This window comes from Acinetobacter sp. QJM3NY_42, assembly GCF_056173745.1.
The window spans coordinates 1-16317 of the sequence record NZ_JBWBVH010000002.1 but is presented as its reverse complement, the minus strand read 5'-3'; the positions used below and the strand labels follow the sequence as shown (position 1 = coordinate 16317).

General features: G+C 38.1%; 11 protein-coding genes and 6 pseudogenes. 10 read left to right on the top strand and 7 right to left on the bottom strand.

Going from position 1 to position 16317, the window contains the following annotated elements; genetic code table 11:
- Nucleotides 1-77 precede the first annotated feature (77 nt).
- The 8 genes and pseudogenes from cadR (at nucleotide 78) to AC0VYT_RS14435 (ending at nucleotide 9325) form a co-directional block, all read left to right on the top strand.
- Nucleotides 78-470, top strand: a complete 393-nt coding sequence (gene cadR / locus AC0VYT_RS14470) for a Cd(II)/Pb(II)-responsive transcriptional regulator (RefSeq protein WP_004281856.1) — start codon at nucleotides 78-80, stop codon at nucleotides 468-470.
- A gap of 142 nt (nucleotides 471-612) precedes the next feature.
- Nucleotides 613-1023, top strand: a complete 411-nt coding sequence (locus AC0VYT_RS14465; protein ID WP_004733191.1) for a hypothetical protein — start codon at nucleotides 613-615, stop codon at nucleotides 1021-1023.
- Nucleotides 1024-1072: 49 nt separating this feature from the next.
- Nucleotides 1073-2440 (top strand): TolC family protein, encoded by a 1368-nt coding sequence (locus AC0VYT_RS14460; RefSeq protein ID WP_005404760.1) that lies wholly within the window; start codon nucleotides 1073-1075, stop codon nucleotides 2438-2440.
- A gap of 1 nt (nucleotide 2441) precedes the next feature.
- Nucleotides 2442-3692: an efflux RND transporter periplasmic adaptor subunit gene (locus tag AC0VYT_RS14455; protein ID WP_005404759.1), complete on the top strand. Its 1251-nt coding sequence runs from the start codon at nucleotides 2442-2444 to the stop codon at nucleotides 3690-3692.
- Nucleotides 3682-6841 (top strand): annotated as a pseudogene (locus AC0VYT_RS14450) (efflux RND transporter permease subunit). The gene AC0VYT_RS14455 and the pseudogene AC0VYT_RS14450 overlap by 11 nt, the downstream one beginning before the upstream one ends.
- 86 nt (nucleotides 6842-6927) lie before the next feature.
- Nucleotides 6928-7827 carry a cation diffusion facilitator family transporter gene (locus tag AC0VYT_RS14445; RefSeq protein WP_004733183.1) on the top strand — a complete coding sequence of 300 codons (900 nt, stop codon included), beginning with the start codon at nucleotides 6928-6930 and terminating at the stop codon, nucleotides 7825-7827.
- A gap of 203 nt (nucleotides 7828-8030) precedes the next feature.
- Nucleotides 8031-8231, top strand: a complete 201-nt coding sequence (locus AC0VYT_RS14440) for a hypothetical protein (protein ID WP_004665980.1) — start codon at nucleotides 8031-8033, stop codon at nucleotides 8229-8231.
- Nucleotides 8232-8905: 674 nt separating this feature from the next.
- Nucleotides 8906-9325: a hypothetical protein gene (locus tag AC0VYT_RS14435; RefSeq protein ID WP_005404757.1), complete on the top strand. Its 420-nt coding sequence runs from the start codon at nucleotides 8906-8908 to the stop codon at nucleotides 9323-9325.
- Nucleotides 9326-9826: 501 nt separating this feature from the next.
- Here AC0VYT_RS14435 and AC0VYT_RS14430 read toward each other — a convergent pair.
- Nucleotides 9827-10021, bottom strand: a pseudogene (locus tag AC0VYT_RS14430) (hypothetical protein); the annotation flags it as partial.
- Between AC0VYT_RS14430 and AC0VYT_RS14425 the strand changes: the two are divergent.
- Nucleotides 9973-10449 carry a hypothetical protein gene (locus AC0VYT_RS14425; protein WP_050762831.1) on the top strand — a complete coding sequence of 159 codons (477 nt, stop codon included), beginning with the start codon at nucleotides 9973-9975 and terminating at the stop codon, nucleotides 10447-10449. The pseudogene AC0VYT_RS14430 and the gene AC0VYT_RS14425 sit on opposite strands and share 49 nt — an antisense overlap.
- Here AC0VYT_RS14425 and AC0VYT_RS14420 read toward each other — a convergent pair.
- Complete coding sequence (locus tag AC0VYT_RS14420; protein ID WP_005404755.1) at nucleotides 10439-11635, bottom strand: reverse transcriptase domain-containing protein; 1197 nt, start codon at nucleotides 11633-11635, stop codon at nucleotides 10439-10441. The two genes, AC0VYT_RS14425 and AC0VYT_RS14420, sit on opposite strands and share 11 nt — an antisense overlap.
- Before the next feature lie 27 nt (nucleotides 11636-11662).
- Complete coding sequence (locus AC0VYT_RS14415) at nucleotides 11663-12121, bottom strand: hypothetical protein (RefSeq protein ID WP_228127198.1); 459 nt, start codon at nucleotides 12119-12121, stop codon at nucleotides 11663-11665.
- 200 nt (nucleotides 12122-12321) lie between these two features.
- On the opposite strand from AC0VYT_RS14415, the pseudogene AC0VYT_RS14410 reads away from it, so the two are divergent.
- A pseudogene (locus AC0VYT_RS14410) lies at nucleotides 12322-12411 on the top strand (helix-turn-helix domain-containing protein); the annotation flags it as partial.
- Nucleotides 12412-12471: 60 nt separating this feature from the next.
- Here AC0VYT_RS14410 and AC0VYT_RS14405 read toward each other — a convergent pair.
- From AC0VYT_RS14405 to repM, 4 genes and pseudogenes are all read right to left on the bottom strand, one after another.
- A pseudogene (locus AC0VYT_RS14405) lies at nucleotides 12472-12899 on the bottom strand (IS3 family transposase); the annotation flags it as partial.
- Nucleotides 12900-12977: 78 nt separating this feature from the next.
- Nucleotides 12978-13601 (bottom strand): annotated as a pseudogene (locus tag AC0VYT_RS14400) (group II intron maturase-specific domain-containing protein); the annotation flags it as partial.
- Nucleotides 13602-13605: 4 nt separating this feature from the next.
- Nucleotides 13606-14208: pseudogene (locus tag AC0VYT_RS14395) on the bottom strand (IS5 family transposase); the annotation flags it as partial.
- 1161 nt (nucleotides 14209-15369) lie between these two features.
- On the bottom strand, nucleotides 15370-16317 hold the full coding sequence (repM, locus tag AC0VYT_RS14390; protein WP_196432104.1) for a replication initiation protein RepM: 948 nt from the start codon (nucleotides 16315-16317) through the stop codon (nucleotides 15370-15372).

Here is a 16317-nt window from a genome sequence, read left to right as displayed (position 1 = left end):
AAAAAAATTTATAAACTTTGAATATTAGAATCCCTATAGTTACTATAGAGTCAAGATTTTTTGGAAATACCAACTCAATGCATTTAAAAATTGGTGAACTCTCTAAAAAAACCTCATGTTCAGTATTAACAATTAGGTTTTATGAAAAGGAAGGTTTAATTCCGGAACCCGAAAGAACGGAAGGAAATTACCGCCTTTACGATATAGGCTATGTTGAGCGAATTAAGTTTATTTTGAATTGCCGAACTTTAAATATGAGTTTGAATGAAATTCGTCAATTACTCACCTATAAAGATAATCCCAAGAAAAATTGTTCAGATGTGAATGAATTAATTGACTTACATGTCAGTGCTATCAGAGAAAATATAATCAAGCAACAAAAGCTTATTGAACAATTATCTGATTTAAGAGGTACTTGTGATGGTTTATGTACAATTGACCAATGTGGAGTTCTAAAAAATCTAGCTTGATTATCTAGACCTATGCTTTTTTCAAAAACTCTGTATATCTTTACTTAAGGCTGCAAAAAGATTAAGGTGACTTAAATTTTGTGATCAGATCTTAGATAGCTTTGGTTAGCTTCCGATTGGTGTTTTAAATACAGATTTGTGTATGAAGAGAAAAACATTTCTAATCCAGATATTGGTACTCTTATTCACATTCCAGAATATTTGGAGTGTGGCAGAGGCTGCTTGTCTGCATGAAATGCCAAACATACCCAATTCAATACTCTCTAATCCAATCGATTTAGACGAAAAGAGTGATAGTCCTCGTCAAGCACTTTATTCCCTAGAAAACTATAAAGAAATCTATGACTATTGTCAGAAGGTTTGTTTTAACGAAAAGTGCAGTCATTTCTCAAATACAATCGTGATTCAGATTGACCCACCCGATGATCTGAAGCTTAAAGCTAATTTTGAGACCGGCATTACCCCAACTTATTTGGGAATAACTTTTTATAAACCCCCTTATCTGGATCAATTAACCCCGCCTCCCGATTTGCCCCTACTATTGGTGGGGTAGTCTTATAAAAGCCCACCACTCCTAATTTCATTATGCGTGGGGCATTTTCATGTCAAAAAACAAATTACATCAGGATACCTCCATCCTGAATTTATCCTGGTCAGCCTTAGGTAGCGGTATCTTGCTATCTGCAATGATCAGCTTCAGTACTTCCGTAGTCGCCAGTACTCAAGATTTAACGCTGCAGCAAGCTATTGAGCAGGTTAACCAATATCAAGCGTCCCAAAATTTCTGGGAAACGCAAAATAGTATTAATGCCACGAATCTTCAGCAAAGTAAGCTGTTTAAAAATCCTGAACTGTCAGTTGAACAAACGGGATTTGGTTCAAATAATGAAAAAGAGCTTGCCATCGGTATATCACAACCTTTGGATATTTTTGGTGAGCGAAGAGCAAACCAAAAATTAGCCAGTCTCTCTACAGATAAAACAGCGCTGAAACAGAAGATTTATCAAGCACAAATTGAGCTTGCAGTGAAATATGTATGGTCACAACTGGCCATTGCTGAACTTGAAAAAAACATTGTCAATGAACAACTTCGGGTGAGCCAAGAAAACCTTCAAGCAATCGAAAAGCGCTTTAATGCAGGCAGTATTGCCCAAGTAGATGTAAATCGCGCACGTTTAAGCCATGCTGAAAATATCCGTCTTTTTAGACAGGCAGACTTACAGGTACAAGTGGCCACCCAACAATTATCAAATTTATGGGGAACCTCTGATAAGTCATTGCAGGTAAACCTCTCTTCACAAAAGCTCTGGCCAAAATCGACTCATGAACAGGTTCAAGAATATTTAGCGGAAAACTACGTTGAGAAATATCGAGCTTTACTGGTATTAGAGTCTCAAGCAACGGTTGATCAACTAAGGGCAAAGGCACGTCCTAACCCCACTTTAAACCTAGGTGTCAACCGCACCCAATCCTTGGAAAACTCCACACAAAATCAATTAGTAGTCGGAGTCAGTGTACCGCTTAATATTTTCGATCGTCAGCAAAATGGCATAAAAATCGCGCAAGAAAAAATGAACTTATTAGAGCGTCAGAAAGAGTTTTATCTGAAGCAAAATGCGCTGCAAATAGGCACAATTTTAACCGAGTTGCAGGGTTTAGAGCTGCAATTCAAAGTCGTTGACGAGACTCAAATTCCTTTGGCGACTCAAGTTCAAAGTAAGACGCTACAAGGTTTCTTGGCAGGCAAGTTTGCTTTAACCGATGTTCAGCAAGCCACGCTTCAATTACAAGACATCCGTCTGCGTAAAGTCCAGTTGTTACGGGATGGCTGGCAAAAGGCCATTGAAGCAGAAAGTTTGAGCTTAGGCATTAGCCCAAGTGAAGTCATGTCGAAAGATGCTATTGCACAAATCAATCAAAACTTATGGCAAGACATACAGGCCATGCCTGTCATTGGTGGGGGAAATTAACATGTTCGATCTTAAAAACAGCTTAAAAAAACAGAGCGGAAAAATCTCTCAACCTCTACTGATTGGTTTTGTCATCGGCGCAACCGTACTCCTCAGTATTTTCTTGATCTTGTCGGGTAAGAATAAATCTGAAACATCAGATGAACATGCAGAGGAAGAAGGCGCAGAGGAACATGGAAGTGAAGAACATGGCGGTGAAACCGAAGAGCATGCAGAAGGCGTGAGCCTGACGGCCAAGCAACTGGTGGAACAGGGCATACAGTTATCAGCGGTCGATCAAGGTCCGGTGGTTAAATTAAGTTCTTATCCTGCCAAACTGAATGTGAATACGGATCAGCAAGCGCATGTCTCACCGAGTTTTAGCGGTCATGTAGAAAATGTTTATGTAGAACTCGGCCAAAAAGTTCAGAAAGGGCAGCCTTTGGCTACATTGCTTGTTCCTGATCTAGTTGATCAGCAGGCCAATCTTAAAATTGAACAAACCAATCTGGAACTGGCGAAACAAGACTTTGAGCGTGAGCGTCAATTGTGGTCACAGGGTATCTCAGCAAAACAGGACTATCAACGGGCTTATAACAGTTATAAACGGGCACAAATTCAGGTTCAAGCGGCCCAATCACGTTTAAGCGCATTTGGTGCAGTGAATGCCAGTAACGGACGCTATATTTTGAAAGCTCCCATTTCTGGCGTGATCAGTAAAAAGGATTTGGTTCTCGGGGAAAATGTTCAGTTAGCCGATCAACTCTTTACGATAGACCGGTTAGATCAACTCTGGCTTGAGTTTATTGTTCCAAATTCTGAAATTATGGGCTTAGCCCCGAATCAAAAGATCGAATTTAAATCCTTGCAAACGGAAAAGGTCTACAGGGCAGTTATTCAGACTTTAAATACTGAAGCGGATATTCAAACAGGTCGTCTTCAGGTGCGAGCAAAAGTTGAATCGAATGCAACCGAATTACGTCCAAACTTGATGGTGAACGTACAGTTGCAACAACGGAGTGAAAGTACCGCATTACGGGTACTTAAGTCCGCAGTTCAGAATGTCGATGGAAAAGATGTGGTTTTTGTCGCCACTCAGCATGGACAAAAAGTTGAATTCAGTCCGCAACCTGTGAAATTAGGGCAATCATCTGGGGAGAGCCAATGGATTGAAGTGGTGAGTGGGCTTAGTCAGGGACAAAAATATGCCGCTCAAGGCAGTTTTTTACTGAAATCCGAGCTGGAAAAAGGAGAGGCTTCACATGAGCACTGAAACTCCTCAAATTCCAGACCACGAATCGGTAAAACCTGAAGGACTGTTTGATCGACTGATCCAGTTTTCTATCCATAACGCAATCTGGGTCATGCTGTTTATTGCGGCTTGGATTGCTATTGGTATTTATAGTTATCAAAAGTTACCGATTGATGCTGTACCAGATATTACCAATACTCAGGTGCAGATTAACACTTCAGCCAATGGTTTTACGGCTTTAGAAATGGAACAGCGGATTACATATCCAATCGAGAATGCCATGTCAGGCATGCCGAAAATGGAACAAACCCGTTCGATTTCACGCTACGGCTTATCGCAAGTGACCATCATTTTTGAAGATGGCACGGATATTTACTGGGCCAGACAGCTTATCAACCAGCGCTTGCAAGAAGCAATGGGAGAAATGCCTGAAGATGTGCAACCTAACATGTCGCCTATTTCGACAGGTTTAGGTGAAATCTATCAATGGGTGATTAAAGCCGAACCAAATGCTAAAAAGCCGGATGGAACCCCTTATTCGGCGATGGATTTACGTGAAATTCAGGATTGGATTGTAAGACCGCAATTACAGCGCGTAAAAGGCGTTGCTGAGATCAACAGTATCGGTGGCTTTAATAAAACCTATGTGGTTGCCCCTGATCTGAACCGATTGCAACAATTGCAAATTCCTTTGTCTGATTTACAAACTGCCTTAACAGAGAATAATGAAAACCGTGGTGCTGGCTATATTGAGAAAAATGGACAACAGCTAACGGTTCGTGTTCCCGGCACTTTAAACACGATTGAAGATATCCAGAACATCAGTATTGCCAATAAAAACGGCTATCCGATTCGGGTGGCAGATGTCGCCAATGTCTCAATTGGTCATGACTTAAGAACAGGGGCTGCAACCTATAATGGTGAAGAAACTGTATTGGGTATTGCCATGATGATGATGGGAGAAAATAGCCGTACCGTTGCTCAAGCCATTGATGAAAAGGTGCAATCGATCCAGCAATCGCTACCTAAAGGTGTGGTGATTGAGACTGTGTATGACCGTACGCATTTGGTTGATCGGGCGATCAAAACCGTTCAGAAAAATTTGATTGAGGGTGCAATCCTCGTCATTGTTATTTTATTTCTCTTTCTAGGTAATTTCCGTGCTGCGCTGATCACGGCTTGCGTTATTCCACTGTCAATGCTGTTTACCTTGACGGGAATGGCAGAGCAGAAGATTAGTGCAAATCTGATGAGTTTAGGGGCACTGGACTTCGGTATTATTATTGATGGTGCAGTGGTTATTGTAGAAAACTGTATCCGTCGGCTAGCAGAAGCTCAGAAGCTGAAAGGTGGTTTACTTAGCCGTTCTGAAAGATTTAAAGAAGTCTTCTTGGCTGCAAAACAGGCGCGTCGTCCTCTGATTTTTGGACAGTTAATTATTTTGGTGGTTTATCTACCTATCTTTACCCTGACGGGTGTAGAAGCCAAACTTTTCCATCCTATGGCAATGACTGTTGTACTGGCTTTAATTGGGGCCATGATTTTATCTGTCACTTTTGTGCCAGCCGCAGTTGCCCTATTTGTCACTGGAGAAGTCAAGGAAACCGAAAGTCGCTGGATGCATTGGCTTAAAACCAAATATGAACTGCTTTTAGATAAAGCCTATGAGCTTCGTTTATTTGTGACTATTGTGGCTGCCTGTATTTTAGTGCTTACGGGCGTGCTAGCCACTCAAACAGGTAGCGAGTTTGCACCTCAACTGGGTGAAGGTGATTTTGCTGTTCAGCAAATGCGTTCCCCAAGTACAGGGTTAGAACAGTCACTGAGAATGCAGGAAAATACTGAAAAGTTACTGTTGAAAGAATTTCCTGAAATTAAAGCGATCTTTGCTCGTACCGGTACAGCAGAAGTGGCCACAGATGTTATGCCACCCAACATTTCAGATGGCGTGGTACTGTTAAAACCTCATGATGAATGGCCTGATCCAAAACAAACGATTGATGAGCTTCGCCAAAGAATGATTACTTTCTTAGCGACATTGCCGGGAAATAACAGTGAGTTCTCGCAACCCATTGAACTGCGCTTTAACGAGTTAATTTCAGGGGTGCGAAGTGATGTGGGTGTCAAATTATTTGGTGATGACATGGAGATTCTAAATCGCGAAGCGAATAAAATTTCTCAAAAAATTAACTCAATTTCAGGCGCGACAGCCGTTAATGTAGAACAGACCAGTGGCTTACCCTTGTTGAATGTAGAGGTGGATAAGTCCAGAGCTGCACAATATGGCTTGTCGGTAAGAGCAATTCAGGATCTGGTAGCTACAAGTGTCGGTGGCCAGAATGTTGGAACAATTTTACAGGGAGACAAGCGTTTTGATTTTGTCATCCGTCTAGATGAATCCCAGCGTAGTCCTGAACAGTTAGCGGTACTTCCTATTCAATTGCCGAATGGTGGTTTAGTCCAACTGCAAGATGTGGCACGCGTTGAAAATATCCTGGGTATTAATCAGGTCAGCCGTGAAAATGGTAAACGTCGAGTGGTTATTACTGCAAATGTAGAAGGACGTGATTTAGGCTCATTCGTAACAGAGCTTCAGAAGCACGTTATCCAAACAGGAATTACCAAGCGGTTATTGGATAGATTATGGCGGTCAATTTCAAAATCTGATGTCTGCAAAAGCGCGTATGCAATTGGTGGTTCCGCTCGCATTGTTGACGATCTTTATTTTATTGATGGCTGTATTCCATAATATCAAAGAAAGCTTACTGGTCTTTAGTGGTGTACCGTTTGCCTTATGTGGAGGCTTAATCGCGTTGTGGTTGCGTGACATTCCATTATCCATGTCAGCAGGGGTTGGCTTCATTGCACTATCGGGGGTGGCTGTACTGAATGGCTTAGTCATGCTCACCTTTATCAAAGAGTTGCGACAACAATATGACCTTTATTATGCAACGTGGCAGGGTGCAATTTTGCGTCTTAGACCTGTGCTGATGACCGCTTGTGTGGCGTCCCTTGGGTTTGTCCCGATGGCTTTGGCAACCGGAACTGGGGCAGAAGTACAGAGACCTTTAGCAACAGTGGTTATTGGAGGAATTATCTCCTCTACCCTGCTTACATTGGTTTTATTGCCCGTACTGTACCGCTGGATGAATGAAAAGAAAGTTTCTTAATCCAATAGATTAGTCGATTTACAGCAGAGATATTGGCTGTTATCCAATATCTCTGCTCATCATAAATAGAATAAGGAAAATATTTTATGTCAGAACATCATGATCATAGCCATGCGGTTGTTACTGAAGAAAATAGTAAGAAGTTAATGGTTGCCTTAGGTTTAACGACTACTTTTTTAATAGTAGAAGTTGTCGCTGCTTTTATTACCCAAAGTTTGGCTTTGTTATCTGATGCAGCTCATATGTTTACTGATGTAGCCGCTTTAGCTATTGCTCTTGCCGCTATCAAAATTGGTAAAAAAGCCGCAGATGATAAAAGAACTTTTGGCTATCAGCGATTTGAAATTTTAGCGGCTCTGTTTAATGCGGTGATGCTTTTTGTGGTAGCAATATATATTGTATATGAAGCTTATCAACGTTTTACGAACCCTGCTGAAATTCAAAGTGTTGAAATGATGATTGTCGCGGTCATTGGTTTGGTCGTAAATTTGATTTCAATGAAAATCCTTTCTGCTAGTGCTGAAGGAAGTCTAAATATAAAAGGTGCATATTTAGAAGTTCTTAGTGATGCTCTAGGATCGATAGGCGTGATTATCGGAGGAATAGTTATTTATTTTACCCAGTGGATGTGGGTTGATACCGTAATCGCTGTGTTAATTGGCTTCTGGGTCTTACCTCGAACTTGGATTTTATTAAAACAAAGTATTAATATTCTGCTTGAAGGAGTTCCTGATGAGATTGATATTGAGTCGTTAAGAAATGATTTATTGAAGCTAGAGGGCGTTGAAGGGATTCATCAGTTGAAAGTCTGGGCTATATCCTCAAAAAATATTCATTTAACTGCTCATTTGGTTGCTCCGAATAGCAATACAGATCAACTCTATCAAAAGGCCTTAGAAGTTCTAAAACATAATCATAATATTACTGAAATTACGTTACAAATAGAAAGTAAGGAATGTAATACATTGGAACAGCATAAACATTAAAGTGCTGCTCTTTCTACATAATGGACAGATGACTAGGCTGATAAACCTTACCATTTTCCTGTATTACACTTCTATTTATCACACGCACTTTAAACACCATCCTGAGACATTTTAAAATTACAAGAATGTAATTTATGAGTCCTCTGGGTGTTAATTCTTTAAAGTTAGAATATCTAACAAGTATTAAATGAGAGTAAATAAACATGCTATTCAAAAATAAATTTTGTACTAAATTACTGTTAATTAGTGCATTCTTTAGTATCGCAAGTTTTAGTTATGCAGATGGCGGCTTGTTATTTCTTGAAAAGAATTTAAAAGCTTCTAAAGTTGAAAATTCTAAACAAAAACAAGTTAAAAATAATGAATCAAATGAATCAAATGAATCAAATGAATCAAATGAATAGTTGGGTTGCATAAATAAATCAATTAGACTTATTCATTCAGCAATATAATTCCTGAATGAATAAGTTTATAACTAAAACCTATCACACCATTAGTTGAACTACATATAATTATAATATTAAAAATAAAGTATTTTTTTTAATCCCATTTCAATGGGTCATCTTTGTATATCTCAATTTATGTTGTAAACATACAATGTAATTTCTAAATAAAAATATCCAATTTTTTTAAATAACTTCAGGATATAAAGCTTTAGCTATGCCAAAGCCAATTAAACCTGCTATGGCTAAATATAGGGCTTTCATGTACCACATGCCCCAAAGTACAGTTATTTTAATTGCTGAAAACTTATGTACTGGCTGACTTAAAAAATTGGTTGTTTGGTTAAATGACTTTTCAGATGCTTCAAGAGCATAATAATTTAATGCGGGGAACAAGCAAGCAACCAATAAAATAGCGATTGCGGGAAACACAAATGCTTTAGGCAGACTAAATTTTATTGCGAATTATAAAGCCGCACCTACACCAATAATGCCTAAAAAGGATTTAGTAAAGCTTGCAAAGTCTAAGCCAGTTGTGCCTGCACCTTTCCACATCAAAAAGCCTATGTGGGGCAGTAAAAAAGTTTCATACTAAGTATTAAAGTATCATACTAGATTGCTCCAAGGATTTATCTATGGCCTTACCTAAATACAATCTTGAATGGTGTCAAAACTATGCGAAACAGCATAAAGGAGAATGTCTTTCAAAAGAATATCTAGGTAGGACTGTTAAACTCCTATATAGATGTGAAAAAGGCCATGAATTTTATGCCACTCCTGCCGTTCATATACATAAAAAATCTTGGTGTAATGAATGTAGCAATAGAGATGTTGCATATACCTATGAATTTGTTAAGGAATTTATAGAAAGTAAAGGCGGTGTTTTATTTTCTACAGAATACATCAATGTACGTCAGAAGCTTGATGTGCAATGTGAAAAGAAGCATAAATGGAATCCTACTTTTCAAAACTTATTTCACAATAACTCATGGTGTCCAGTTTGTTCTGGTACAGGTAGGCGTACCTATGGCAAACGTGTAAGGGTCATAAGCTAGTATGAAACTTTATTACTCATAAATGTTTCATGGATTCATATCTAAAGTTCCAGTATAAACATTTATTGTTTTTTCAGTTTATATGCTTTCACATAAAATCAAAGGCTTGAGAGTAAGCCAATGTGATAATTTTTTACTCTCGTACACCTAAAAGCATTTAAAAGCTTAAAAATAATTAAAAGCATATTTCATGAAAAATTGCCCTTGGTTTTCGCTTCGCTCAAACTTTATTGAATCTCGCTTTCGCTCGATTCGTCGGGGCAATTTTTGGTTCATATTTTCGTGAATTTAAGAAAAAGCAAAAGCAAGATCAAAAGCAACTCGGAATTCGCTTCGCTCATCAGCTTTTTTTTCTCGCTACGCTCGGTTTAGGAATCAAACTTGGAAAGTTCGCACCCATGCGGGATGCTCTGCCATGCAGGTGATTGATGGATAGGGAGCTTGTAATCAGGGAAAGGGATGAGCAAATTTTCTCAGTTCGCTCGTAGACACTCGCTCTGTTTAGCGACTCATGCCACGAGATTTCATTTTAGGAGCTTGTTGCTGTGCTTTGAGCTGTTGTTCTTGTCTGAGTTTCATCTATTGTTCTGCTTTGATCTCATCCACACATTTTTTAATGACTTGATAGGGCAGGTATAGAGTCTGGTATTGCTTGGCTTTGGCCGGATGTTGTTGTTGGTACTGCTTCCAGGCATGAACATCACTGGAATGTAGATCTATTAGGAAAGCCTCCTGAATGGTCACCAGTACATTTTAATTTTGGAAAAATTCCTAATTACGATAAACAAGGTGTATATGCGTTTATCAAAGGAGATTTAGTGACTTATATCGGTGTTGGGACTTCTAGAGGTGCTGGCCGTTATCGTGGTAATGGCTTAAGCGCCAGGGTAATGAAATATTGCCGATGGAATGAAGATAAAACTGAATATATTGCGATAGATCCAAGACTGAAAGATGCAGGATCCATCATTACAATAGGCTTTGAACGTGATACGGCTTATTTAGCAAATGCCTTAGAAGTTTTTCTTATCTCTAAAATCCAACCTGTCCACAATGTGGTTAAAGTTGGTATGTATGTAATTTCGCATAAGAGATTTTATGTTAAGCAAAGTTCTATAAACTAAAAAAGAATCTTTTTTGTCTAGCGCTTAAAGTATTAATATCTATGCCTATAGAGGACATCAATTTAGAGAAAACTTTCGTTTTGATTTCACTAATTTCTTTATCTAACTCACTTATATTACAGGCATCAGAGAAAGCTGCTTTATATCCGTTTGTAATGTAATTAATATCTTGAATTACATCAGGAAAATTTTTTTGCCTTTTTATATTTTTGTTTAAAGAATCATAAGCTAATAATTTCGTACTAACTCTTTCAAATGTTGAATTAGGTATAAACGATCTAAAACACTTTCCTGTATACCTAAACTCTAACCCTAAAAAATCAATAGGTTTATTTTTAACTATGTTCGTTTTAGTGCGCTCTTCCAGGTCTGGAACAGCAAGATTAATTTTTTTAAGTTCATCTTTTATTAGTAATAAATTTTGTTTAGCTTGTCCATATGATGAGCAAAATACAATTAAATCATCAGCATATCTGACATATTTTATATTTTGTACATTCATAAATTTGTCAAAGTTATATAAATAAAGAGATGCAAAGAATGAGGACATGGGCATACCTTGCCTAATTCCTTTTCCTCTTTTGGATTTTAAAAACTCAAATTCTTTAGCTTCAACTGAATACGGTGGCGGCAGTTTAATATCAATGTTTATAATTTTTTCTAGAATAAAGTCAATTTCTTTTATACCTATTTGAATATCAATATTTTTTTTAATTATTTTTCTATCTAAATTATCAAAAAATGCAGATATATCAGTCTTTAATACATGCGAATATTGATTTCTAAAGTCTAAAGCTACACATCTTGCTCTAATAGCGCCGCCCTCTTCTTTCTTAGATGAGAAATCATAATCAGTCGCTAACTTATATTTGTCCGGGTATTTTTCTCTTATATATTCTAAAGTTATTTGTTGTACTAATCGATCTTGGATAGATGGAATACATATCAGACGTAATGAACCATCTGGTTTAGGTATCAATACAGGATGTAAAGCTTGAGGAAGATATTTTCGACAAGAAAAATCTAGTAAAAGGCTTGATAAAATTTGCTCTTTTTTGGAATCAAATTCATTGAAGGAAAGATATTCAGGATAATATTTTATATCTAATAAATATTTAGGTTGTTTATTAAATAAAGCTCTAAATTTTTTAAAAAAGTGTTCTTTAAAGAACTGCTGAAAATCCATGCTCTCTTCACTGTATGCTTTACAAGGCTACCCATACAGGCTGAAAGTCTGTGTTATACGCATATCAACCTCACCGCTGTTCACTAATTTTTCGATGAAGGACGTCCATCGTGTCAAGTTCCCTGCTGATATCGGTGTGATGTGCACTACTCGGGAAGCCTCATTGAGATGTTTGCCAGAGTTTGGCAGCGTTTCAATATGACTACAAAAACCTGAGTAGTTTGGATCAAAAGCTAATTTATTATAGCATGTTATATGATCTTTTGTCAAGCATGAAATTGTAACAAGAAATGTAATCCATGCGCTGATATCCATTATGCTAGTCAATAACACAATAAAAGTGCAGATATACATGGTCACTGTAAATACTTCTTGAAACGTGATCCTGCTGCGTTGCTTATTATCAACCTTCACCTGGGCTGCCTCCATATTTTGTTTGGATTCCTCTTTAAAGCTGGTAGCAAGAGGAGCGAGTGTTATACGCATATCAACCTCACCGCTGTTCACTAATAACTCGATGAAGGACGTCCATCGTGTCAAGTTCCCTGCTGATATCGGTGTGATGTGCACTACTCGGGAAGCCTCATTGAGATGTTTGCCAGAGTTTGGCAGCGTTTCAATAAGTCAACATTAAGAAATATATCCTAAATTAATAAAAAATCTAGATATTTCTATCCTAATTATTTTTATTTAACTGGGAACAAGGCCGTTACTATCCGACTGGCTGTGCAGCGACTTTAATTCGTATCCTGGATGCACACCCAACTCTGATTTAAGAAGTCTAGAAAATAAAAACCCCGGCATCCTGATCTGCCCCCCAAAAGTTAGACAGTAAGTTAGGCAATTTCGAAGAACTGATTTCTGTATTCTACAGGGGTCAGTCCTTTTAATTTAACCTTGATTCGCTCATGGTTATAATAGTGAATATATTCTTTCACTTTTTGCTCCAATTCATCAACTGATTTAAATTCTTCTCCATAGAAACATTCAGATTTAAGTATTCCAAAGAAATCTCCATAGCAGCATTATCTAAACAATTCCCCTTACGTGACATACTTTGGGTGAGCCCTCGTTCTGCTAATTGTTTCTGGTAAAATCTTATTTGATATTGCCAACCTTGATCAGAATGGATCATTGGCTTCTCATTTATATTGAGTGTCTCTATAGCTTCTTTAAGCATATCTTTGACCAGTCCAAATACTGGTCTACGTTCCATTTGAAATGCAATGATTTCACCGTTAAACAGGTCCATGACGGGAGATAAGGGTGAGTAGACCAAGGGAATTTCACCCTTAGCCCCTCGCAGAACCGGACATGAACCTCTCAGCTCATCCGGCTCCCATTATCCAACCGATGGTAAACATCCCATTTTCCAGTGCACAAAGGCATTTGGAAAATCACGCGCAAGTCGCCCTAAGGCATATCTAGCCCGTCTTTTATGACGGGCCAAGTTTTTATACTTACGCCTCATCCAGCGTATAAGATAAGCATTCATGTGTTGCCAGATCGCTGACATTGCTGAACCATGGAATCGACCATAGTATTGCTGCCAACCTTGAAGAATTGGATTGAATATTGCAGATAAATCACTTAATTCGCGATTACACATCAGATGTAGATGCCATTTCCGAATAGTCTGTCGCATTGCTTTAAGTGCATCACGACTGACTGCAGGAGAGAAATTTACATAAACTCTTTTATACTTGTCCACAGCCTTACGGGGCCTAAACGTGTACCCGAGAAAAGTAAATTGAACATCGGGATATGCTTTACGACGATTAATATCTTGGCAATAAACAATCTTTGTCTTGTCTGGATGCAATTCGAGACCACATTCACGAATTCGTGCATCGATCTTTTGTAAAACAAGTTTGGCTTGAGATAAACTCCGACAATGAATTACGCCATCATCTGCATAACGGCAGAACCGTACACTTTGAAGATGTTTCGTAATCCACATATCAAAAGGGCTTTGTGTCATAAGCACCATCTGTATAAACAGAATCAATTGGTTCATCCAAGGGAATTTGAGCAAGTAAATCTTCGAGTACTTGAGAATCACTGACATTATTTGTGGTGAGTTGTACTGAACGTATTTGCAGGGTTTTAGCATCCATAGCAATGTGAAGCTTACGCCATTGGCGACGATATTCAGCCCCATGTTTCTTGCATTTCCATTCACCTTCACCAAGAAACTTCAAACCAGTAGAGTCTACGAGTAGATGCAGTCCATCACTACTTTTTTGATAGCTAATCGCAATATCAATATGCTTTTGTCTACGACAAAGGGTGGAATAATCCGGAGCTGTCCAATCTAATCCAGAGAGTTTAATCAGACTTCGAACAAAACCTGTGACCATACGTAAAGAGAGTCGGAATAGTAATTTGATCATTAAGCAGCATTGAAACGCTGTATCGGAGTAGGTCTGATTTCGACCTTGCTTGCCTTGTGATTGTGCATACCACTGAGTCTTTGGATCAAACCAAATGGAAATATTACCTCGGTTAATTAAGGCTCGGTTATAGGATGACCAATTGGTTGTACGGTAGATTTTAGAGGCAGGCTTATTCATTTTGAAATTATATTGCTGAATAAGCTTTTGATGCTAGGTTTGTGCAACAAAGCCCTTCTCAATTAAGACCTAGTCATAAGTTCATAAGTTCATAAGTTATGTAACTTTATAATTTCATCTTCCTGGCAAATCAATCCAGATCAGTTCTTCGTACTAGTGGAACCTGTAATTTTCAGTGCTGCGCTTCCATATATGGACAAATCCCTGACAAGCATTACCGGGAGAGGTTTCCATCGCATCACTCTCCTCAGGATTGCGTAAGTTATGTAAGTTATGTAACTTTATAATTTCATCTTCCTGGCTAATTAATCCAGATCAGTTCTTCGTACTAGTGGAACCTGTAATTTTAGTGCTGCACTTCCATATATGGACAAATCCCTGAGAAGCATTACTGGGAGGTTTCCATCGCATCACTCTCATCAGGATTACATAAGTTTTGTAAGTTGTGTAAGTTGCATAAGTTATGTAACTTTATAATTTCATCTTCCTCGCTAATTAATCCAGATCAGTTCTTCGTACTAGTGGAACCTGTAATTTTAGTGCTGCGCTTCCATATATGGACAAATCCCTGACAAGCATTACCGGGAGGTTTCCATCGCATCACTCTCATCAGGATTACATAAACTCGTAAGTTGTGTAAGTCACATAAGTTATGTAACTTTATAATTTCATCTTCCTGGCTAATTAATCCAGATCAGTTCTTCGTACTAGTGGAACCTGTAATTTTAGTGCTGCGCTTCCATATATGGACAAATCCCTGACAAGCATTACCGGGAGAGGTTTCCATCGCATCACTCTCCTCAGGATTGCGTAAGTTGTGTAAGTCACATAAGTTATGTAACTTTATAATTTCATCTTCCTCGCTAATTAATCCAGATCAGTTCTTCGTACTAGTGGAACCTGTAATTTTAGTGCTGCGCTTCCATATATGGACAAATCCCTGACAAGCATTACCGGGAGAGGTTTCCATCGCATCACTCTCCTCAGGATTGCGTAAGTTATGTAACTTTATAATTTCATCTTCCTCGTTAATTAATCCAGATCAGTTCTTCGTACTAGTGGAACATATAATTTTCAGTTTATAAAACTAGGGTTACCAGGGCAGACTAAATTTTTCCTATAGGTTTGTAGTGTTCAAAATAAAAATTTCTATTATTCAGGTTATGATAACTTTTCTGATTTATATTTTTCTTTATAGCCCACTTTTAACAAATCAGAATAATACTTTTTTACCTTTTCAGGGTCGAGGAGTTCAAGTGAAATCCTTTCTTTAAACGCTTCGATCTCTTCGCCTACATTGGCATATTTCCCCCCGAATTCGGGATATTTGATAAGGTCACACAATTTTTGAGCGAAAAATATAGATTGTTTTGGTGTCAGCTGATATGTCGGTTCCAGTACGTTATCACTAACAATTAAGGAAGCTTTTTGATTAAAAGAAAATTCGATATGTGTAATTGTTCTCCCTTCTTTTTTCTGCTCATAACTTACGTCGATATCAGTAAGTTTATTAATTTGATCTATGGCAACCGTCAATACACGCTTTTTGAAATCTCCCATGGTTTTATATTCATTTTCAAGTAGACCTAACTTATCACGCAATTCAACCATACTAATATATAGCTTGCCTTTGCTACGCCATCTAATCAAAAGTTCATACAGCCGTATAGCGTATACACTAGATAATTGAGAAATTTGCTTTAATTCATAACGAGTAAACTTTTCTTCAAGTTTTACAAAAAGCTGTAAAATATCAGGAGCAAAAATTAGTTGAGCACATGCAGCTTCTTTAACATAGCCAACTTTTGATACCCAACGGCTTTTGTAGACCGCTGGCTTACCTGTAACAGGATCTATGGCCTTATAGGTGAGTCTACGTTCAAATAAGTTATCACACGCTCCCTGAAGAGCCTCATAGGCCGCTTGACGACCCAAATTAAAGTGCTTCATGTATTCAGACGCATGTATTGTTAGCAATGTATCCGATGTAAGCTCTTTTTCAATTTCCCTAGCTGCAATAATTGCAACTAAAATTAAGCGTTGTTCAGACAGAGTCAATGCATAAGATGCTTCAATCAAGTTATTGTCTTTATAAATTAGATTTGCCAT

Coding starts and splice junctions, on each gene's coding strand:
- cadR (WP_004281856.1), top strand. CDS start 78: ATGCATTTAAAAATTGGTGAACTCTCTAAAAAAACCTCATGTTCAGTA.
- AC0VYT_RS14465 (WP_004733191.1), top strand. CDS start 613: ATGAAGAGAAAAACATTTCTAATCCAGATATTGGTACTCTTATTCACA.
- AC0VYT_RS14460 (WP_005404760.1), top strand. CDS start 1,073: ATGTCAAAAAACAAATTACATCAGGATACCTCCATCCTGAATTTATCC.
- AC0VYT_RS14455 (WP_005404759.1), top strand. CDS start 2,442: ATGTTCGATCTTAAAAACAGCTTAAAAAAACAGAGCGGAAAAATCTCT.
- AC0VYT_RS14445 (WP_004733183.1), top strand. CDS start 6,928: ATGTCAGAACATCATGATCATAGCCATGCGGTTGTTACTGAAGAAAAT.
- AC0VYT_RS14440 (WP_004665980.1), top strand. CDS start 8,031: ATGCTATTCAAAAATAAATTTTGTACTAAATTACTGTTAATTAGTGCA.
- AC0VYT_RS14435 (WP_005404757.1), top strand. CDS start 8,906: ATGGCCTTACCTAAATACAATCTTGAATGGTGTCAAAACTATGCGAAA.
- AC0VYT_RS14420 (WP_005404755.1), bottom strand. CDS start 11,635: ATGGATTTTCAGCAGTTCTTTAAAGAACACTTTTTTAAAAAATTTAGA.
- AC0VYT_RS14415 (WP_228127198.1), bottom strand. CDS start 12,121: ATGCGTATAACACTCGCTCCTCTTGCTACCAGCTTTAAAGAGGAATCC.
- repM (WP_196432104.1), bottom strand. CDS start 16,317: ATGGCAAATCTAATTTATAAAGACAATAACTTGATTGAAGCATCTTAT.